The 22729-nt window shown below is 39.2% G+C and carries 14 protein-coding genes and 1 pseudogene; 10 read left to right on the top strand and 5 right to left on the bottom strand.

Annotation, left to right across the window (positions count from 1 at the left end; all coding sequences use genetic code 11):
* The first annotated feature begins 7 nt into the window (after positions 1-7).
* Positions 8-388, top strand: a complete 381-nt coding sequence (locus N8A89_RS14910) for a RidA family protein (RefSeq protein WP_281542949.1) — start codon at positions 8-10, stop codon at positions 386-388.
* A gap of 3 nt (positions 389-391) precedes the next feature.
* On the opposite strand, the gene N8A89_RS14905 is transcribed toward N8A89_RS14910, so the two are convergent.
* The 4 genes from N8A89_RS14905 to N8A89_RS14890 form a co-directional block, all read right to left on the bottom strand.
* Entirely contained in the window at positions 392-1243 is an 852-nt protein-coding gene (locus tag N8A89_RS14905) for an N-acetylglucosamine kinase (RefSeq protein ID WP_281542948.1), read from the bottom strand.
* 84 nt (positions 1244-1327) lie between these two features.
* Positions 1328-2329: a type I glyceraldehyde-3-phosphate dehydrogenase gene (gap, locus tag N8A89_RS14900; RefSeq protein ID WP_281542947.1), complete on the bottom strand. Its 1002-nt coding sequence runs from the start codon at positions 2327-2329 to the stop codon at positions 1328-1330.
* Between the two features lie 23 nt (positions 2330-2352).
* Positions 2353-3339, bottom strand: coding sequence for a 6-phosphofructokinase (gene pfkA / locus N8A89_RS14895; RefSeq protein WP_281542946.1), 987 nt, complete (start codon positions 3337-3339; stop codon positions 2353-2355).
* A gap of 153 nt (positions 3340-3492) precedes the next feature.
* Positions 3493-7905, bottom strand: a complete 4413-nt coding sequence (locus N8A89_RS14890; protein WP_289644537.1) for a translocation/assembly module TamB domain-containing protein — start codon at positions 7903-7905, stop codon at positions 3493-3495.
* Positions 7906-7973: 68 nt separating this feature from the next.
* On the opposite strand from N8A89_RS14890, the gene tsaD reads away from it, so the two are divergent.
* Together tsaD and N8A89_RS14880 are read left to right on the top strand one after the other, a co-directional pair.
* Complete coding sequence (tsaD, locus tag N8A89_RS14885; RefSeq protein ID WP_430682020.1) at positions 7974-9035, top strand: tRNA (adenosine(37)-N6)-threonylcarbamoyltransferase complex transferase subunit TsaD; 1062 nt, start codon at positions 7974-7976, stop codon at positions 9033-9035.
* Between the two features lie 4 nt (positions 9036-9039).
* Positions 9040-9746 (top strand): annotated as a pseudogene (locus N8A89_RS14880) (16S rRNA (uracil(1498)-N(3))-methyltransferase).
* Here the strand turns inward: N8A89_RS14880 and N8A89_RS14875 are convergent.
* Positions 9743-10465: a DUF1223 domain-containing protein gene (locus N8A89_RS14875; RefSeq protein ID WP_289644536.1), complete on the bottom strand. Its 723-nt coding sequence runs from the start codon at positions 10463-10465 to the stop codon at positions 9743-9745. The pseudogene N8A89_RS14880 and the gene N8A89_RS14875 sit on opposite strands and share 4 nt — an antisense overlap.
* A gap of 90 nt (positions 10466-10555) precedes the next feature.
* Between N8A89_RS14875 and N8A89_RS14870 the strand changes: the two genes are divergently transcribed.
* The 7 genes from N8A89_RS14870 (at position 10556) to N8A89_RS14845 (ending at position 22728) form a co-directional block, all read left to right on the top strand.
* On the top strand, positions 10556-11206 hold the full coding sequence (locus N8A89_RS14870; protein ID WP_281542944.1) for a DUF4159 domain-containing protein: 651 nt from the start codon (positions 10556-10558) through the stop codon (positions 11204-11206).
* Positions 11207-11208: 2 nt separating this feature from the next.
* Complete coding sequence (locus N8A89_RS14865; protein WP_289644535.1) at positions 11209-12309, top strand: AI-2E family transporter; 1101 nt, start codon at positions 11209-11211, stop codon at positions 12307-12309.
* Between the two features lie 7 nt (positions 12310-12316).
* Positions 12317-12523, top strand: a complete 207-nt coding sequence (locus N8A89_RS17735; RefSeq protein WP_347343933.1) for a hypothetical protein — start codon at positions 12317-12319, stop codon at positions 12521-12523.
* 74 nt (positions 12524-12597) lie between these two features.
* Positions 12598-13494, top strand: coding sequence for a class I SAM-dependent methyltransferase (locus N8A89_RS14860; RefSeq protein WP_347343932.1), 897 nt, complete (start codon positions 12598-12600; stop codon positions 13492-13494).
* Positions 13495-13933: 439 nt separating this feature from the next.
* Positions 13934-17242 carry a SusC/RagA family TonB-linked outer membrane protein gene (locus N8A89_RS14855; protein WP_281542943.1) on the top strand — a complete coding sequence of 1103 codons (3309 nt, stop codon included), beginning with the start codon at positions 13934-13936 and terminating at the stop codon, positions 17240-17242.
* 64 nt (positions 17243-17306) lie between these two features.
* Positions 17307-19058: a RagB/SusD family nutrient uptake outer membrane protein gene (locus N8A89_RS14850; protein ID WP_289644533.1), complete on the top strand. Its 1752-nt coding sequence runs from the start codon at positions 17307-17309 to the stop codon at positions 19056-19058.
* A gap of 55 nt (positions 19059-19113) precedes the next feature.
* Complete coding sequence (locus N8A89_RS14845; RefSeq protein WP_289644531.1) at positions 19114-22728, top strand: VCBS repeat-containing protein; 3615 nt, start codon at positions 19114-19116, stop codon at positions 22726-22728.
* Position 22729 lies beyond the last annotated feature (1 nt).

Below are 22729 nucleotides of genomic sequence, written 5' to 3'. Positions count from 1 at the left end.
AAATATCATGAAGAAAATCATAAATACTACAAATGCACCTGCTCCAATTGGCCCTTATAATCAAGCCGTACTAGCCAGAGATACATTATATATTTCCGGTCAAATACCTTTAAATCCTCAAACTAATAAATTGATAACAGGGGATATAAAAAAAGAGACCGAACAATCGATGGAAAACTTAAAAGCGATACTTATTGAAGCTGGGATGACTTTTGAAAATGTGGTTAAGTCCACTATTTTCCTTAGCGATATGAACCAATTTGCAAACGTAAATGAAGTTTACGGTTCTTACTTTGATGCCGATACCGCACCCGCAAGGGAAACGGTAGAAGTTGCCAACCTTCCCAAGTTCGTGAACGTGGAGATATCCATGATAGCGGTTAAATAAAAACTACATATTCTCCCGGTGAAATTCGACCAACCCTTCTATGGGTCTTTGCCGAATAACACCAACGATTAAATCATTCCTTTCCAAAACCGCAGTAAGTTCATCACGCAAATAATGGGCAATACTACCTACGAAGTTAATAGGTACTTTAGTCGCCAGCTCAAACTGCATCACATAGTTATTAATAAATTGCTGAAAACCTTTATCTATAACTCCTTTTGAATAGGGGTGGTCTTTATTCTCGATCAGAAATCTAGCAAAAGTGGCCAAGTAGGTATTCGGGTTGGGCTGTTTATATAGATTTTCCTTGATGACATCCGCATCGAGGTTATACTTCTTGGCAAATTGGATACCTAAATCCTGAGGCATTTTATGAAAATAATAATCCCTTATTAATTTACGACCGAAGAAATTTCCACTGCCATCGTCCATGGGAATATAGCCCAAGGACGTTACCTTTTGAAATAGTTGATGACCATCGTAATAACTACAGTTAGACCCCGTTCCCAAAATGCAAACAATTCCTTGATGACCGATTTTTGTAGTAGCGAAGATTGCCGCGTACGTATCTTCTTTAACCTCTGCCTTTGCATTTGGAAAGAAATCCGTAAATATATCCTTTAGGAATTTTTTCATTCTATCCGTACCGCAACCTGCACCATAAAAATAAAGCCTAGAGACCTTTTCCCTGTTTTTGGAAAGTTCAAAGTTATTGGCCAAACGATCTTCAATAACATCCTTTGTCAATACCTCTGGACTTAATCCCAAGGTCTGTGTCAAAAAAAGCTGATTACCTTTTTCATCCAATGCAATCCAATCAGACTTTGTTGCACCACTATCAACTATTAGAATCATATCCTATCCATTTAAAAAAAGAATCCTGAAAATAGGTAAAAAATACCTTATTTTCAGGAAATTCCTTGCAAAACTTATATGTGATTAAAGCGTGTTAACGTGTTGTATCAATTCAACCATTTTATTTGAAAAACCGGCTTCGTTGTCATACCAGCAAATCAACTTGAAAAATTTAGAGTTCAACTCTATTCCGGCACCTGCATCAAAAACACTTGTGTGAGATTCGCCGATGAAGTCCTGAGAAACCACGGCTTCCTCCGTGTAACCTAGTACTCCTTTTAATTCTCCTTCAGACGCACTCTTAAAAACCTTTTTGATTTCTTCGTAAGAAGTTTCCTTTTCCAACCTTACCGTTAAATCCACAACGGATACATCTGCCGTTGGAACCCTAAATGCCATCCCGGTAAGTTTTCCTTTTAGAGCAGGAATTACCTTGGTTACGGCTACAGCCGCTCCGGTAGAAGCTGGAATGATGTTCAACATAGCACTTCTTCCACCTCTCCAATCCTTCTTAGAAGGGCCATCCACAGTCATCTGTGTTGCCGTAGTCGCATGCACCGTTGTCATTAAAGCCTCTTCAATACCAAAGGCATCGTTCAGTACCTTGGCCATTGGAGCCAAACAGTTCGTTGTACAAGAGGCATTGGATACAATTTTATCAGATGCTTTGACCTCTTTATGGTTAACGCCCATTACAAACATAGGAGCATCCTTGGAAGGTGCTGAAATGACTACTTTCTTAGCGCCACCATCAATATGGTATTGTGCCGTTTCCAATGTTGTAAAAATACCGGTACATTCCGCAACCGTGTCGGCACCAACAGCGTCCCATTTAATATTCTTTGGATCTCTTTCTGCAGTAATCCTTACCGTTTTTCCGTTAACGACCAAATGACCGTCCTTAACCTCAACAGTTCCGTCAAAAGCGCCATGAACCGAATCATATTTTAACAAATACGCCAGATGTTCTACATCCAACAAATCGTTTATGGCAACTACGTCCACATCCCCACGTTTGACCGTTGTTCTGAAAACTAATCTACCTATTCTACCGAATCCGTTAATCCCTATTTTTAAATTTGACATTGTTCTCTTTTTATATATTAAAATTATGTTGTCATTATTTCAGAAACCCTAATGAGTTCCTTATCTATTTTTGTATGACCCTTTATAGCTTTATTTATGGGGGTTAGAATAAGTTTATTATCCTGAACTCCTACCATCAAACTGGTCTTGCCTTCCAGTAGCGCTTCTACGGCCTTCACTCCCATCCTACTCGCCAACACTCGGTCATAACAGGACGGAGGACCTCCGCGCTGCATGTGGCCCAAGACCGAAACACGTACGTCATATATGGGCAAATGCTCTTCTACGTATTCTTTTAGCTCAAAAACATTCTTACCGGACTTATCACCTTCAGCTACGATTACAATACTAGACGATTTACCAGATTGCTTACTTCTTTTTAGGGATTCCAGTAAACGGTCTAAACCTAGGTTTTCCTCGGGAATCAAAATTTCCTCCGCACCTGCCCCTACGCCTGTATTTAAAGCGATATGGCCCACATCGCGCCCCATGACTTCGACAAAGAAAAGTCGATTATGAGAACTGGCGGTATCCCTAATTTTATCTATGGCGTCCACAACGGTGTTACAGGCGGTATCGAAGCCTAACGTAAAGGTGGTCCCAAAAATATCGTTATCAATCGTTCCTGGAATGCCGATTACAGGAAAACCATATTCTTTATTAAAAATCATTGCCCCCGTAAAACTACCGTCACCTCCAATAACCACAAAAGCATCAATGCCCTCTTCAACTAATTTTTCGTAAGCTAATTTTCTACCTTCTGGAGTTCTAAAATCCTCGCATCTAGCTGATTTAAGTATGGTGCCTCCTTTGTTAATGATATTATTTACACTACGGGCATCCATAGGCTTAAAATCGCCTTCGATCATGCCTTGATATCCCCTGTAAATGGCTATACAGTCAACCTTCATATAGGCACAGGTCCTAACAACGGAACGTATGGCGGCATTCATGCCGGGAGAATCGCCCCCAGAGGTTAGCACCGCTATTTTTTTGATTTTTGTTGACATGAAAAAATTTAAGCCAACGAAAATACTAAAAGTTCTATCAATAAAGAAATGGAAGGTCGTTGTAAATCGCACTAAAACCTTCTAAATCGTTTGCGCTGTTACAAATTAGCACAACGTCGACATTAAAATATGAATTGGTAATTAAAGATAGGCCTACCTATATAGTTTTTGAATGGGTTTAGGTTTGGAATAAAATTGCAATAGACTATCTTTTCCCATTACAGAAGGTCGCTCCTGTTCTACCGGTACCAACGGCGTGTCCGGTTTATCCTTATTAAAGATTTTTTTGAATAGCTCTTTAAAACTGTTGAAGTCTACTTGGTAAGAAAGTCCAGCGCCTTGCGTAGAGCCTTGTTGATCGGGCAGAAATGCCTGTATTTCGCTTTGTCTACTAAAAAATTTGGCGCTTAACGTACCTTCCTCGTTCAAAATTACCTGTATCTCAAAATCACCGGCGACCAAAGTTTCGCTTGCACCGCCTACAGGAACCCCGACTTTACCATTGAAAAGGACCCGGTCACTGATTTGCGTAGAGACGGTAACCCCTATACGGTCATCGGTTTCAATATCAGTATTGAGCGCTCCTTGTTCATAGGAAAGACCAAAATTCAACTTATCATTACCTCCGCTGAGAATGGAATTCAAGATTCCAGAGGCGCTCTGAACTAAATTACCGGTAATGGCCTGTTGGTTGATGCCATTCTGATCATTCACGAAAGTTCCCTGGGCCAAGAGAAAAATAGCGTTTTTCTCCTCAACAGTTGGGTCTTGAAGTTTATACTCCAGCTCCGATTGAACAATAGAATTTGTGCCTGGAAATTCAATACCGAACTCAATATTCGGGCTTTGCAGCTCATCTGTTAGTTTAATAACTACGTTGGTCGGTATTCTTCTGGTAAAACCCTGATCATCTAGCAGTGGAGCAGGATTAGCATTTAAAGAATAAATGGCTTCCATATTCAAATCCGCTTCCAAAGGCTTCTGGTCCCAATTTATGGTACCCCCAGGTTTCACCGTGAATTTTTTATCAATAAAACCCCCGAATTTATAGTTAAATTCTCCGGTCACCACAACAAAATCACCGTACATTTCGAACTTACCGTTGGTATTTATCTGTATCAATAAAATACCTTCGCCAGTGCCTTTTAGGGAACTTCCAGTTCTGGTGTCGGTGACAATTTCAACTTCGGCATCAGGAGTTACATCTAAGTTAAATTCCAGCTCAAGGCCTTGATAATCTTTTAATTGCCTTTGCTCCTCTATGGTTTTAAGATTATTCTTCTCGACAAAATTTATGAACGAGTAATCCCCTACACTGGCAACATCACTCAAAGGAATTTTCAATGAAGTGCCTCGTGCCGTACTACCGTCTACCGTAATATTTAATGCCGTGGTAGGCCCATAAATACGTCCGGTTCCATTCAAAAAACCAGTGCCGTAATACAGATCACCTTCTTTAAATTCAGTGTTCAAAATTAAAAAGCGATTGTTATTGGTATTTACATTCAGATTGAGCACCCAATCCTTAAAATAACGGTGCGAAATGGTTCCATCTATATTGGCCTTGGTATTCTTGTCTACATCTGTCAGGGCTATATTCTCAAAATCAAAAGTCTGATTGGTTAACCTTACCCGCGACCGCGGAGCAAAACCATAATCTACATTTAAATACGGTATGGCAATTCCTGCATTGTCCAGCGTTAGGAGACCGTCAAAATTAGGGTTGTCCACTGGCCCTGTTATATTCACACTCCCGTCTATATCACCTCGAATATGGTCTATGACCCCTTCTCCCAGCGGACTGAACGGTTCTAAATTAAAATTATTGAAATTTGCCAGAAGGTTTGCCGTGGGCATATCTCCCCTATTTTCTATATTCCCAGCTACCCCAAACTTTTCGATTCCGTTATCCGTTAATTGGGAGTTTACCTGAAATTCTGTTAAGTCCCTATTTCCTGCGATACTTATGGCTAAATCTCCAAGACCAATATCATTAATACCAAAATCAGAAATGTTTAGATTTGAGGAAGGAAGATAAATACCGTCTTTTTGCAATACATTCAGGGTACCGTTAACTTCTCCCTGTAGTTTAAGACTGTCAATCACAGGGGTAATCTTATTCAAGGAAACAATCTTAAACTGTAACTCCAAGTCTTTGTAGGTAGAATCCGCTAACTGTCCCCTAAGACGAATTTGCTCTTTTTCATCGTTATTCATCACAATTTCCTGAATGGAAATACTGTCTAAAGATCTATTGATGATGACTTTGTTTTGGGTATCACCTTCTTTGTTTAATATCCACTTATTCCCTTTAAAAGTGACGTCCGAGGTTTTAAGGCCAATTACCGACTTATTTTCTTTATTAAAAGTGTGATAAAAGTTGAGATTATAGCTATCATTGAATTCGCTGCCTCCCTTAAATTCCGATCTAAAAAACAAGGTGTCTTTAAGCGTTGTGTTTATTAAGCTGAAATCTTTAAGATTATAATACGGAGTATTCAAATCTCCCACTGAAACATACGTATTGAACAGCGGGTTCTTATTATCAATTTTTACTTCAATGTTATCCGCGGCGTTCCCAAAAGCCTCTATACTCGGTGATTCAAAATTTAATTTGAAATCACCCTCGTCCGCCACAATATTTCCTTTAATGAATGTATTGGGGTCAAACCTTACATCAGGAAAAAAGACATCCACTATCTTGTTATATATCTTGAAGTTAAAAGCAAGGTTTTGACCACTGGAAATTTCGAACGGCCTATAATTCGTGTAAATACTACCAAGTGAATTTTGAACCAGTTTTCCCAGTTCTTTTACCCTGAAGTTGCCTTTCATGTAACCTGTAATAATATCCGGTGAGTTAATTCGTATGGTCCTTACAGAATCATTTTCAAAAGAAGAGGTTACCTCAAAATCATCAAAATAATAGGTGTCATTTACATTTTGATAATTAGTCTGCTCAAACTTTATATCACCCACAATATTATCCAATGTGGTCCCATTGATATCCATGCTCACGTTGCCTTTGAAAATGGAAACGCTGTCGTTTATGAAATTCAATTTCTTAAAATCTGCATAGTCAACCGAAGCTTTAAAATTGAAGTTATTACGTGATTCACCAAAATCTGCCAATCCCTTAAAATCGAACTTAATGTTCTCATCATTACTTTGTAAGGACCCATCAAACAATTGTTCCTTCAAAATACCGGAAACCTTTAAATCCCTGTAGTTGTATCGATTGAACTCAATAGTATATACCTGTCCAATGACCTCCGTATTCAACTTTTCCTTTACAAACCCTTGTCCCTCCACATTAAAATCCAAGGTAGTTTTTCCAAGGCTTTTGCTTTCAACGAAATCACCTAAATCAAAATCTATCAATGAAATGAAGCCTTTATAGGTAGCATTGTCGATATTATTAATATTACTGAGAACAATGTCCGAATAACTACTTCCTATGGCCGTGTTCAGGTTTACTTTTGCCTCAACAGAAGATTGAGTTATCAAGGCATTTCCCCGGATGGTGAATTGACCCAATTTACTAAAGGCGGAAGGCAGAGAATTTCCTATTAAGTTAGGCAGCAAAGCATTTAATTGGTAGTAACTACTGGTCACATTTTTCATTTGGGCGTCCAAAATGAAAGGCCTTTGTTTGTTGAAGAGATTTTTAAAATTGAAATCCCCCCTAATCCCAGTATTGTCTGAAAAAAGGAATAATTCATTAACATTTAAATCGTTCAAAACCCCGTTTATACTGGAAGAAAAAGTGGCTAATTTTCCCTTACCGAATTCGTTATAGACTAGGTTAATTTCGTCAAAGGAAACGGTTGATTCCTGAAAGTCAGCCACGACGTTGACCTTGTTCAAGAAGTCCTTGAAATCCTCCCTGTTATAATTAAACACGAGGTTACCGTCCAAATTGGAAAGGGGCGTTTTAATTTTGAGAGAATCGAAACGCATTTGTTGCTTCGTGTACTTAAAATTAGTGGCTAAATTTTCTACCCGAATTCCTCTTTGACTTACGAAGGACATATTACCGATATCCGCGGAAACTTCGGGTCCCAAGATTTGAAAATTATCCGCCTGAATATTTAAATCGGTAAAACTGAGTATTTCCGGGTTTTCAAGATTAGCATCAATATATTGGAATCTACTATTTTGTATATCAACAAAAGAAGAAGAAAAGAAAAATGGGGGCGTACCGGGTGCCCTGGGCTTACCATCATCCAATTTATCAATGAACACTTCCAGATTGGTGGTTCTTTCGCCGTAATAAATCTTTAGTTTAAAATCTAGCTGCTCAATCTCTATATCACCGAATTCAAGCTTCCCGTTTATTAAGTTCTTTACGCTTAGGATGGATGTATTGAGTTCATTAACATGGAAGAGTGTGTCCTTTTGATAATCTATTATATGAATACCTTTTAAAGCGGTGTCCCATGAGATTAATGACACCCTTAACTTTTCTATATTGATGTTGGTACCAAACTCCTTGTTGATGGTTTTGGTCGCATATGTAGCCAAAAGCGTTTGTACAACCGGTAACGAAAGTATTATAGTGCCCAAAATACATGTCAACAGAAGGACCAAGATGGTCCGAATCAGTATTTTTCTTAATTTTTTGATAGGGCTTTATGTTTTACCTTTGTATTCCAATTTTTATTCCAAACCTGTTGGACAACGAAACTATTTTTATCCTTGCTATTGAATCTTCTTGCGACGACACCTCTGCGGCCGTTTTACGTAATGATACTGTGCTAAGTAATGTGGTGGCCAATCAAAAAATCCACGAGGAATATGGCGGCGTTGTTCCTGAGTTGGCATCCCGCGCACATCAACAAAACATAGTTCCTGTAGTTAGTCAAGCATTGGCTAAAGCAAATATCGATAAAAAACAGTTATCCGCCATAGCATTTACCCGTGGACCTGGACTTATGGGCTCCCTGCTCGTGGGCACCTCTTTTGCCAAGTCTTTAGCATTAGGCCTAAGTATTCCTCTAATAGAAGTGAACCATATGCAAGCGCATATTCTAGCCCATTTTATAAAGGATGAAAGCATGACCACTCCTAACTTTCCTTTTTTAGCATTGACCATAAGCGGAGGGCATACGCAAATCGTAAGAGTGAATGATTTTTTTGACATGCAAATCCTTGGTCAGACCTTGGATGATGCAGTAGGCGAAGCTTTTGACAAAAGCGCCAAATTATTGGGATTACCTTATCCGGGAGGTCCTTTAGTGGACAAACATGCCTCCAATGGAGACCCCTTACGCTTCCCATTTCCAATACCAAAAGTAAAAGGGCTAAATTTCAGTTTTAGCGGCCTTAAAACCAGTATTCTCTACTTTATACAGAAAAACATGTCGGAAAAGCCTAACTTTATTGAAGAGAATATGGAGGACATCTGTGCTTCTATACAGTACACCATTGTGACCATTCTAATGGAAAAGCTTAAAAAAGCGGTTAAAGAAACTGGAATTAAAAGAATTGCCATAGGTGGTGGTGTATCCGCTAATTCAGGAATTCGAAAAGCGATTAAAGATTCCGAGCAGAAATTGGGATGGACCACACATATTCCAAAATTTGAATATTGTACCGATAATGCCGCCATGATTGGTATCGTTGGATTTTATAAATTTAAAAACAAAGATTTTTCCGAGCAGACCATCACCGCCCAAGCTAGGTACGTCATCTAATTTTATGCAACTATTTTTTAACGAGGAACTGGACAAAGACTCTAAAAACTTCACCTTTGATAGTGGTGAAAGCAAGCACATTGTAAAGGTATTGCGGGGAAAGGTCAATGACCAATTACGGATTACCAACGGCAAGGGACTTTTTTTACCGCCAGGATTACAGTATCCGACCCCAAAAGTTGTACGGTCGAAATTGTAAAAGTTAAAAGGGATTACCCGAAAAAACATTGGTTGCACATGGCCGTTGCGCCTACTAAAATGAATGATCGCTACGAATGGTTTCTAGAAAAAGCCACAGAAATTGGAGTCCACGAGATAACACCTATAATATGTAAACGCTCCGAAAGAAAAGTCGTTAAGCTGGAACGTTATAAAAAAGTAGTCCAAGCTGCCATGAAGCAGTCATTTCAATCCTATCTACCTAAAATAAACGAACCTGTTTCTTTGAACGATTTTTTGGAGGAACCGAGAAAAGGGCTCCTCTTTATGGCCCATTGTGAGAATTCCGAACGTTTTGAATTAAAAAGAACCGTTGCGCCAGACAACCCTATCACCATCTTAATTGGGCCAGAAGGGGATTTTACCCCATCGGAGATTAAAAATGCAACCAAGCACGGTTATACGTCCGTATCCATGGGCGACAATAGATTACGTACGGAAACAGCTGCAATTGTGGCCTGTACCACGGTAGCCCTTATAAATGGTCGTTAAATTTCAACTTTTTCCGCTCCAGTAATTTCCAAGTTGTTTTTTTCAATGAGCAGTATGAACGAAATCTTCTCATTTTCCTTGGCAATTTTTGGTATTTCAATAAAGCCGGAACCCTTACCCGATAAAATTTCTTGATATTTTTCCGCGATTACTATATTGGCGTTTTTCAACGTTCTATTCTTATTCTCACCCCTTTTCACCTGTGTAGTCCGCTCATCAAGGACCAATACGGCACGGAGCTTTTTATTTTTCAAAATCCCGCCAATATCATATTTGAACGTAATCCTATCTTCCCCTCTAGTCCCAACTGCTTTGATCGTGTTTTCCGGTATTTTATTTCGGTACTGATGAATCTTGGAAGTTAACTTAGCTCCATTAGACCCTACAAAGTGTTCTACACCGTTAATCACTAACTGAGGTGTATAATTACTTTGACTTTCGAATTTCCTGTTATAAGCTTGCTGTTTTATGGTAAATGCCCTGCTGCTAAAAGGATCTTTCCAACCGATATAGTTCCAGTAATCTACGTGATAGGAGAGCGCAAAAACATTTTCCGGATACTCATTCTTTGCCCTTTCCAATTGAATATCAGCCGGGGGGCAACTGGAACATCCTTGCGAAGTAAACAATTCCAATACAACGATACCATTTTCTAAAATTACAGATGATTCTCCAATGGTATCGGAGGATTTGGATTCGTTAAATTCCTTGAATGCCATAAAAGTTAGTATTATGGCAAACAACGAAGGTATAATAAGACGTTTCATTTTGATATTATGTAAATTTGATACTACTTTATTCGGATCTTTATGAAACAACTTACGCTGGTTTTGCTTTTTTGGGTCTATTTTATGATTTCTTCCCTTAGTGCTCAAGAAATAGCTATTTTAAAATATCAAGGAGGAGGTGATTGGTATGCTAATCCTACTGCTTTACCAAACCTTATCAATTTTTGTAATTCGAAGATCGGAACACGATTAAAGAATAAGCCAGAAGCTGTAGAGGCGGGTAGCATTTCCATTTTTCAATATCCTTTTCTACATATGACCGGGCATGGCAACGTTGTTTTTTCCGAAGAGGAACTGGAGAATCTACGAAATTACCTGATCGGAGGTGGGTTCTTGCATATTGATGATAATTACGGGATGAAACCTTATATCACACGGGAGTTGGAGCGGTTGTTTCCAGACAACGACTTAGTGGAAATTGGAGCGGACCACCCAATTTTTAATCAGGAATACAACTTTCCCATGGGGCTGCCCAAAGTTCACGAACATGATGGCAAAAGGCCACAAGCCATGGGAATTTTTATTGATAATAGGTTAGTATTATTACTTACCTTGGAATCCGATCTCGGTGATGGATGGGAAGACCCCGAAGTACACAATGACCCTCAGGAAATAAGGGAAAAAGCCCTACAAATGGGTGCCAATATAATTGCATACGCATTTAAAACCTAACCATGTCCGCTAAAACACTTGCCAACGGAATTTTGAGAGCAATTGCAATCATTGTAAGTATCCTATTGGTACTATATTTCTTGTACACCATAAGGTCAGTACTCGCATATTTGGCCATTGCTGCAGTAATTGCATTGATTGGAAGGCCATTGGTCCTGTTTTTTAGAAGAAGACTAAAATTCCCGAATATCTTGGCCGTAATAGCTACCATGATATTAATGGTTGGTGTGCTAGCAGGAATATTAGCGCTCTTTGTCCCCTTATTGTCGGAGCAAAGTAAAAATCTTTCGCTTTTAAATATCGATGAGCTTCAAGGCAGTATAGACACCCTATACATTCAAATTACAGATTATTTGGGTATCTCCTCGAACGTGGTGGAGGAGGTTATTGAAGAGGCCGAAATTGAGAAGAATATAATAGAAGGATTGGATATCGGGTTCATTCCAAATCTTTTGAATTCTTTTTTAGATGTACTTAGCACCTTCAGCATCGGTCTATTCTCAATCCTTTTCATCGCCTTCTTTTTTCTAAAGGATAGCAAACTTTTCCAAAAAGGTTTACTCACCTTCATACCTAAAACCAAAGAGCAAGGAACTATCAATTCCATAGAGAAAATTAACGGACTGCTTTCCAGATATTTTGTTGGACTACTGCTGCAAATTTTCATTCTGTTTGTTATTTACACCATTGTACTCTTAATCGTTGGTATTGAAAATGCCATCGTGATCGCCTTTCTCTGTGCACTCTTTAATATTATCCCCTATATAGGTCCTATTATTGGGGGTGTTCTTATGCTGACACTAACAATGACCAGCAATTTGGGCTCGGACTTTAGTGAAGTAATTTTACCAAAAGCAGGTTATGTTGCTATAGGTCTTCTCATCGGACAATTGGTGGACAACTTTTTTTCGCAACCTTTTATTTTTTCCAACAGCGTAAAATCTCATCCCTTAGAAATATTTCTAATCATCATCATTGCCGGGCTTCTTTTTGGAGTTGTTGGAATGATTGTAGCCGTACCGGGATATACGGCTATTAAGGTAATTCTTAAAGAATTTTTAAACGATAACAAAATAGTAAAATCTTTGACCCAAAATTTATAGTACAAAGGTGAACGAGGATTTGCTAAATCAGGAAGTGCAGCGTTATATTTTGGACCACCTTAATACAGATGTACTTAGTTTGTTATTTAAGGAAAGTCCCTTTCCCAATATCTCCACAAAAGAACTGGCCGAGCAAATTGAAGCAAAGGCTAAAAGCAAAAAAAACTCCCGACCTGGTTCGCTACTACTCATATCTACTACGCCAACAAATTAAATATTTCCCAGACTTCCTCTGAAGTTACGGCCAATTATAAGGCAGGACTCGTAGAAGGGAAAACCCTTTTGGACATGACGGGTGGCTTTGGTGTGGATAGCTATGCGTTCAGCAAAAAAATAACCGAGGTGTACCATTTGGAAGAAAACATAATCCTGTCCAAAATTGCTTCACATAATTTTAAGCAACTTAATGCGAATAATATTAAGGTGGTGCACGGAGATGGTCTCCAATATTTGGCCGATAGTGCTATCTCATATGATTGGATATATATAGATCCATCACGCCGAGATGAAAAAAATAAAAGGGTTTATTTTTTATCACAATGTAAACCTGACGTAACTCAAAGTCTCGACTTTCTTTTTTCCAAGTCCCACAATATTCTTATTAAGACTGGGCCTCTATTAGATATCGATGCAGGTTTGGAAGAACTGAAGCATGTTTCTGAAATACACATAATAGGTGTGGATAACGAGGTAAAAGAATTACTTTGGATATTAAAAAAAGGGTTCACCGGCCCCATAAAAGTCAAAACCATTGATCATGGAAAGAACGGGAATCAGATATTCACATTTCTACTTCAAGAGGAAAAAGACGCCATTTCAAAATTTTCCCTTCCTCAGGAATATTTGTATGAACCTAACGCCACCATTTTAAAATCAGGTGCCTATCGCCTACTTGGAAAGGAATTTGGTCTTACTAAACTTCACCAACATTCACATATGTATACGTCCAACGAGTTAAAAGAGTTTCCTGGCCGTGTCTTCAAAATTAAAGATGTATTGCCTTTCAATAAAAAAAGCATAAAATCACTAGGGTATGAGAAAGCAAACATATCCACCAGAAACTTCCCGATATCCGTATCCGAAATCAGAAAAAAGACCAAATGGAAAGAAGGAGGAGAAAAGTATCTTTTTTTTACGAAAAACGAATTACAAAAACTGATAATCATTAGCTGTAAAAAAGTTTAGGAATATCTATATTTTAATTACAAAATAGCCCACTACAAACTAAACTTTTCATTAACATAATTCTTTCTTAATTTTTTTACCTATAACGTTTTAGCCATCATAGCTATAACGTTATAGAATGCAGTAAAAAACCTACTTTTTAACAACAATTATGAATTAAATTGTTAAAATCCTTCATTGCGAAATCCTACAATATATGCTTACTTAATCTATTGATAACCAAATAAAAAGGGGCTTAAACCGAGATATTGCCAATAATTTAAGAATATTTTTGACTCTTGATACGGCAAATTATCGACAGCTCACGATAGATTTTTCACATAATTTTGTTATCATTATGCTAAATTTGGTTTTTTTTTAACATTTGCATTACTCATGTAAACTTAAAAAAAGAAAGAAATTGAATAATTAATTTAAACTAACAAACAACTTAAGGATTATGAATCAAAAACATGATTACAATTCGGTAAAGGCCAAAAAGAAGAGGAATTTCCTCAAAATGGGACTTTTATCGGCATTCATTTGTCTTGGGGTCCAGATGGCTTTGGCAAATGCAAAAACAAACGTACCCAATGTAGTGGTCGGTATCTCGATACAGAATACAGTAACAGGTACGGTCATAGACAGTGAAGGTGTGCCCTTACCTGGAGCCAACGTTGTCGAAAAGGGAACTACTAACGGAACTCAAACCGACTTTGATGGTAACTATACCTTAAACGTTGAACCAGGTGCTGTGTTGGTTTTTAGCTATTTAGGTTTTGTAAGGCAAGAAGTTGCAGTGGGTGGTCAATCAACCGTAAATGTTACCTTAGCTGAAGATTCAGCCCAACTAGATGAGGTAATCGTTACGGGTTATGCTACGGAGACCAAAAGAGAAACCACTGCGGCGGTATCCATTGTAAAAGCAGAAGAGTTGGCAGCAATTCCTTCTGGTAACGTTGAACAACAACTACAAGGTAGGGTTGCCGGTGTTACTGTTTTAACCAACGGACAGCCCGGTACTACAAGTCAGATTCGTATCCGTGGTTTCGGTGCCTTTGGTGGTAACGAACCTTTATATGTAGTAGATGGTGTTCCCGTAGGAAATACGGAGTTCTTAAATCCTGACGATATCGCCACTACCACCGTTCTTAAAGATGCTGCGGCAGCATCCATCTATGGTGCTAGGGCAGCCAACGGAGTGGTAGTATACACGACTAAGCCAGGCTCTAAAACGAAACGTAAAACAAGAATTACCTTAAACGTAGCTAGTGGTGTCAGTGATCCCAATGTAGCAGGAGCCCCGCAAAACCTGAATCCTCAGGAAATGGCGGAATATACCCATATAGGTTACGAAAATAATGCTGCGGCAAACGGTACTACACCAGAATACACACATCCCCAGTACGGTAGCAACCCTACACCAAGGTTCCCGGATTATTTGCATGCAGATGGTCAGAACGGTGTTTTTGAGTCTGATATAGATTTGGCTCAGATCAGGGCTAACTATGAAGCCGATCCAGAAAATGTTTTCTTAATTCGTCCAAATTTGGCAGGAACTAATTGGTATAAGGCACTTACGCGAATTGCGCCACTTAGCAGATTTACTTTAGGCTTTGATGGTGGCAATGAGAATAGTCGCTTTTATATTGGTTTATCGGCTCAAAACCAGGCCGGGGTTCTCTTAAATAATGATTTTTCCAGATATACGGCACGTTTTAACTCTGAAGTGGACGTGACACCGTGGCTGAGCATCGGCGAGAACTTTCAGGTGACTTACCGATCAGTGGTTGGTGGTTTTGGAGGTGATGGTGGTATTGGAGGTGCGGATGACGAGTCCGTGATTCTTTCAGCCTACAGAATGCCTACCATCATTCCTGTAAGGGACGAGTTCGGAAGTTTTGCAAGTACAAGAGCTTCAGGTTTTAACAATCCCAGAAACCCTGTTCGGGTACAAAGTTTGGATGCGGCGGATGACATAAACTATGCCATACAAGGCTTTGGAAATATTTACGCTGCGATTAGACCTTTTGACGGACTAACATTGAGAACAAGTCTAGGCGGGCAATATACCAACGGACATAATGTGAATTACGGATTCCGATATTTAGGGGATTCAGAGCCACAGGCCAGTAATAGTTTTTCTGAGGGAAGTTTTTATTCATATCAGTGGACTTTTACTAATACAGCTTCGTATGAAAAGCTATTTGGAAAGCATAAAATAACAGCCTTCGCAGGTTTAGAAGCCTTGAATACGGGTACAGGTAGATTTATTAATGGTAGTGGTATTAACCCATTCTCTACAGATTTGGATTTCCAGAGTTTAAGTGTGGTTCAAAGTCCGGTAGTGAATAGTGGACTTTTCAAAGGGGTAAACTTTTTCTCCACTTTTGGGAAATTGGATTATAACTTTGATGAGCGTTATTACTTGACTGGGGTTATTCGTCGTGACGGTGCCTCTCGTTTTGGAGGTAATAATCGTTATGGAACGTTCCCTGCAATTTCCGCAGCTTGGCGTGTCATTGCAGAGCCGTTTATGCAAAACCAGGATTTTATATCTGATTTAAAAGTACGTGGTGGATGGGGACAAATGGGTAACTCCAATAACGTGGATCCCAATAACCAATATTCTCTTTATGCCTCCAATAGAGGAAACACATTTTATCCTATAGCAGGTCAAAATAGTGGTGCAGATGAAGGTTTTGCACAGAGTAGGATAGGTAACCCGGATGCCAAGTGGGAAACCAGTACTTCTACCAATATCGGTTTTGATGCAGGCTTCTTTAATAATAGATTAGAGATTATTTTTGATTGGTGGAAAAAAGATACCGAAGATTTATTGTATCAATTACCATTAGCGGGTGTTACAGGAAATTTTGCTTCTGCTCCCTCGGTAAACATTGCTACAATGGCCAACTCAGGTGTTGACTTCCAGATTATCGGTCGTGGAAACTTTACCGAAGATTTATCATTCACCGTTACCTTGAACAACTCTTTCCTAAAGAATGAAATTACTGCGCTAGCTCCTGGAATCGACTTTTTTGATGGACAGGCATACAGAGGTATTCAAGCTACTAGAAACGCAATAGGACAACCGTTGTCTTCTTTCTTTGGATATGAAGTTATAGGGTACTTCAACAGTGCGGAAGAGGTTGCGAATTCTCCAGCCCAAGATGGAAAAGGTCTGGGACGTTTCAGATATGCCGACGTTAATGGTGATGGCGTAATTACTCCAGATGACCGGACATTCATTGGTAGTCCGGTTCCAGATTATACTGGTGGTGCTACTATCAACTTACGCTATAAGAACATAGAGTTCGAAACCTATTGGTTTGCTTCGGTAGGTAATGAAATCTTTAACCAATCCAAATGGTTTACAGACTTTTTTGGAACTTTTGAAGGTTCCGCTAAAGGACAAAATGCGAAACGTTCTTGGACTCCAGAATTGGGGAATAATGCCGCCGCACCAATTTGGGAAAGTGCGTCCAACTTAAGTACAAGTGGTGCAGGTAACTCTTGGTATGTTGAGGACGGTACTTATGTAAGATTACAGCGTTTGGCATTATCCTATGATTTTATAGACTTAACCGATAGATTAGGTTTAAGCAAATTTAAAATTGGACTATCCGCTAACAACATTTGGACAATTACGAACTATAGCGGTCTTGATCCAGGAATTGGTGGTGGTGCGGACACCAACTTTGGTATTGATGTGGGTAACTATCCCGTATCTCCACAGTATTTGATAACTTTGGAATTAGGAATATAAGGTAACGTGATAAAAATGTGATACTTATGTCAGGAAAAAATAATATCTTTAACAAAAATTAACTATGAAAACAATGACTAAATTTAAAAAGACAAGCGTTATCGCCATGTCACTCCTTATGTTCGGGGTCTCATGTAGCGATGAATTCTTGGAAGTTTTACCCACGGGCTCCTTAGCGGATGCTCAGGTGGGCACCAAAGATGGTATTGAAGGTTTATTAATAGGTACGTATGCCGCTCTTAACGGAGTATTCGGTAACCGTTTTGAAGGTCCTAACCACTGGGTTACTGGGTCTATCTTGGGGGGCGAAGCCAATAAAGGTACGGATGCTGGGGATTACTCTTCCATAAATCCTGTACAGCGTTATGAAACCGACCCTACACAAGGTGATTTGAACTTACTCTGGAATGGTCGTTTTGAAGGTGTTAGTAGAGCTAATACAGTTCTTAGGGCTTTGTCGAGCGCTACCGATGTTACTGCTGCAGATGCTGCAAGAATCTCTGGGGAGGCCAGAATGTTAAGAGGTCATTTCTATTTTGATCTTAAGAAGCATTTTAATCAAATTCCTGTTTTTGACGAAACAGTACTTGCAGCCGATATTCCGTTAGTTCCTAATAATGGGGATGCTTGGGCTCAAATAGAGGCGGACTTTCAGTATGCTTACGACAACCTTCCAAGCACTACAGATGCGGGTAGGGTGAATAAATGGGCAGCTGCCGCTTACATGGGTAAGGCCAAACTGTTCCAACAAAAATTTGCGGAAGCTAAAACTTGGTTCGACGATGTTATTGCAAACGGGGTTACTTCCAATGGTTTGAAGTATGCCCTATTGGATGACTATGCTCAAATATACAATGCTGAAAACGACAACCACGCCGAAGCGGTCATGGATGTAGAATCAGCTAATAACACAGGTAGCACTCAAAACGCGAACTACTATGATGATTTGAACTACCCTTACAACACAGGTCCTGATGGTCCCGGTAACTGCTGTGGATTCTTCCAACCTAGTATTGAGCTTTCCAATTCTTTTAGAACTGGAGCGGACGGACTTCCATTATTGGACGGATCCTACAACAATCCAGAAAATGAAGTAGATAACATCTATAGACATGTCTTTACTAACGGGAATGATGAAGCAACCTTTGTAGAAGATCCAGATCCATTAGATCCTAGAATAGATCACTCTATTGGTAGAAAAGGTATTCCATATTTGGATTGGATAGAGCACCCAGGTTCTGCTTGGATAAGAAGTTTCCCTTATGCCGGACCCTATTCTCCTAAGAAGTATATTTATTACAGATCTCAGGAAAATTCATTTACAGATGGTAGCTCTTGGACTAGAGGATATGCCACAATGAACTATACCATTATTCGTTATGCAGATGTTCTCTTAATGGCTGCCGAGGCAGAAATTGAGGCCGGTACATTGGACAAAGCATTGGAATATGTTAACCTAGTTCGTGCAAGAGCCGCAAACTCTGAGCACTGGGTTAAAAATGCAGATGGAACCGATGCCGCTAACTACGTAATCTCAGAGTACACTTCTTTTCCTAACAAAGATTTCGCAACTGCTGCGGTTAGGTTGGAGCGTAAATTGGAGCTTTCTGGAGAAGGACATCGTTTCTTTGATTTGGTTAGATGGGGTGTAGCTGCACAAGAACTTAACGATTATTTGGCTTACGAGTCTCAGTACTTGGTTACCAAATTTGGTGGAGCTAGCTTTACAGGTGGTAAAAATGAATTTTATCCAATTCCACAAACGCAAATAGATATTCAAGGTTCGGATGTTTTATCTCAGAATCCAGGTTACTAATTTTTAGTAATCAAATTAAATAGCTAAAAAGGCTGCCAAAATTGGCAGCCTTTTTTTGTTTCTTTTTACAGGTTCGTGCATCTTTGTAAGTAACATCTATACCTATTCCAAAATGAATAATCGGATTTTTAAATGCCTCATTTTATCCCTAGCGACCTTTATTATTGGTTGTGAGGATGAAGTTCCTAAAACGTTATTTACGATAGTACCTTCCACAGCGTCTGGATTAGATTTTAACAATAAACTTACGGAGAACGATTCCATTAATATTCTGGATAACGAATTTGTTTACAACGGAGCTGGTGTGGCTTTAGGCGATGTCAACGGTGATGGTTTGGACGATGTATTTCTCTCAGGTAATCAAGTTCAAAACAGACTTTATTTGAACAAAGGCGGGCTCCGGTTTCAGGACATCTCAAAAACAGCGAAAATACAAAAGAACGATAGCTTGCAATGGTCCTCCGGGGTAACCATAATAGATATTAATCTAGATGGAAAGCAGGACATTTATGTATGTAACACGTTTAGAAAAGATAGTACCCAAAGAAAGAACTTACTCTACATAAATGAAGGTTACGATGAGAACGGTGTCCCCAGCTTCATTGAAAAGGCAGCTACCTACGGTCTTGATGACAGCTCATATTCTTCGCATGCCCAGTTCTTCGATTATGATATGGATGGTGACCTTGATGTTTTTATAGGAGTAAACCGTATTGAGGGTATTAATCCAAATCAATTTAGTCCGCTTACCGATGATGGCACTTCATTGAGTAGAGATGTACTATATGAAAATGTATATGTGGATAGTCTGAAACAAAGAAAGTTTATTGAAGTATCTGAAAAGGCGGGAATTCGATACCATGGTTACAGTCACAGCACATTAATCTATGATTTTAACGAAGACAGTTGGCCGGACATCTACGTAGCCAATGATTTCCTGAGCAACGATTTGGTATACATCAACAATCACGACGGTACATTTACCAACAGAGCTGGTGAAATTTTCAAGCACTTTAGTCTTTCATCCATGGGTAGCGATATTACGGATGTGAACAACGATGGTAAAATGGATATTTTTACCACAGAAATGCAGCCTTATTACAACAAGAGAAAAAAACTCTTTCAAGGGCCTAGCAGCTATCAAAAAGAAATTTTTACAAGAAAATACCTATACGAATACCAGTATACACGAAATACATTACAGCAAAACCTAGGAACAAACCCAGATACCGATTTACCTATTTTTGGAGATATTGGCATGTTCTCCGGTGTGCAAGAAACCGATTGGAGCTGGGCGCCCTTATTTGCCGATTATGATAATGATGGTTGGAAAGATCTATTAATCACCAATGGCTTTCCCAAGGATGTTACGGACAGGGACTTTGGTGACTTCAGAATGACCGCGAGTAGACTCGTTAGTAAAGAGAAATTAATCTCGGCCATTCCGGAAATCAAAATCCCTAATTTCATTTTTAAAAATTTACAAGGGGAAGGTTTCAAAGATGTGACCAATGAGTGGGGGCTTAATTTCGGAACATTTTCCAATGGCGCGGCATATGGAGATTTAGATAAAGATGGAGATTTGGATTTGGTTATCAATAATATTAATGATGAAGCAACGCTTTTGGAAAACCATCTATCTTCCCGTGGCCAAAAGGATAACTATCTTAGGGTAGCACTCGTTGGTCCGGAATTAAATCCTGCAGCTATAGGCTCGGTTGTTAAAGCCTATTATGACGGCAAACAGCAAAAGCAATCCGTACTTTCTGGTAGGGGCTATTTGTCACAACCTGAAAAAACTATCCATCTAGGCCTAGGAAACACCAAGCAAGTGGACAGTCTCCTGATTGAATGGCCGGATGGGAAAATTCAGAAATTAGAAAATTTAGCCAGTAATCAACTTTTAGAGGTAAACTACCAACCGAATAGCACAAAATCAAATAGAAATACTCAAACACCATTATTTGCAGAGGCCTCTAAAAAGCATGGCCTAGATTACTTAAGCAAGGACGAAGATTTCATAGATTTTAATTTTCAACGAACCTTACCGCACAAATTTTCGCAATATGGACCAGCTATGGCTGTAGGAGATATAAACAATGACAATCTAGAAGATTTTTTTATTGCAGGAAGCAGAGGTCAAGACGAAACTTGGTTTATTCAAAAAAAAGACGGCACCTTTCAGCAAAAAAATGTTAGCTACAAAAAAGATAAACTGGAAGAGGATGCTGGAACTCTTCTTTTTGATGCGGATAATGATGGAGATTTAGATCTTTATATTGCAAGAGGTTGTGGCCAATACCCCTCTGGCAATGCCTATTACAAAGATGTTCTAATGATCAATGACGGAGAGGGTAATTTCACCGATTTCTCCAGTGCTATTCCGGATTTGATGTCCAATTCTTCTGCCGTAAAAGCAGCGGATTATGATAGGGATGGCGATTTGGACTTGTTCGTAGGTAGCAGGGTTTTGCCCTTTTCCTACCCAAAGGCAGACCGATCCTATATTTTTGAAAATCGGTCCGAAGGTAATAACATCAAGTTTGTTGATGTGACCTCCGAAGTAAATAAAGAACTCGAATTTCCGGGAATGATTAGCGATGCCTTATGGACCGATTTTAATGGAGATTTTTGGCCGGATCTTATTCTTGCAGGCGAGTGGATGCCACTGCGTTTATTTCAAAATGTAAATGGAAAGTTGGAGGAAATTACCAATACGTCCGATCTTCAAGATCAACATGGCTGGTGGAACAGCTTAGCTTCCGCCGATTTAGACAATGATGGGGATATGGACTATGTAGCAGGTAATTTTGGAAGGAACATCAATTTTCAGGGTACGGCAGATCAGCCCATAAGGCTATATGCGAAGGATTTGGACCAAAATGGTACAATTGACCCTTTAATTTCCTATTATTTAAGGGATAGTGTTGGAGTAAAGAAAGAATACTTATACCATCCCTGGCAAGATGTTACCAAACAATACGTGGGTATTCGGAAAAAATTCAATTCCTTTGGAGAATTCGGAGCCTCCACCCTTCCTGAAATGTTCTCCGATGGGCTTTTAGAGGATGCCACTGTACTGTCCTTTAACTATATGGAAACTTCGTGGGTGGAAAATCTGGGTAACGGAAAGTTTAAACTTCATGCTTTACCCATTGAGGCACAGTACGGACCAGTTTATGGGATATTACCAAAAGAATTAAATGGTGATGAGTTCATTGACTTTTTAATGGTTGGCAATGATTTTGGTATGGAAGTACAACAGGGTATGGCAGACGCACTCGTTGGACTTACCATGGTGAACGAGGGTAATGGAAAAATAAAGAACGTTCCTTTAGAAATGTCACATTTTTTTGTTCCGGGAGATGCAAAGGCAATAGTTTCTACAAGAATTTCACCAAATCAGGAACTAGTCATCGCTTCACAGAACAATGATTCTCTTAGGGTTTTCGAATATCAAAGGAAATTACCCATTAGCCATGAAGAATTCGGTTTTACGGAAGTAAAAGCTATTTTAGAACTCAAAAGTGGCTCAAAAAGACTTGTAGAGCGATATTGGGGTGATAGTTTTCAATCACAATCTGGAAGAAATATACAATTGACACCTAATATTACTAAAATTACATTTTACGATAATTTAGGTAAGGAAACAAGGCAGTTCAAGCCATGAG

Origin of the sequence: Maribacter aestuarii (genome assembly GCF_027474845.2) — a bacterium.
Lineage (GTDB): Bacteria > Bacteroidota > Bacteroidia > Flavobacteriales > Flavobacteriaceae > Maribacter > Maribacter aestuarii.
The sequence above is the reverse complement of the archived record's forward strand: the minus strand, read 5'-3'. Positions and strand labels throughout refer to the sequence as shown.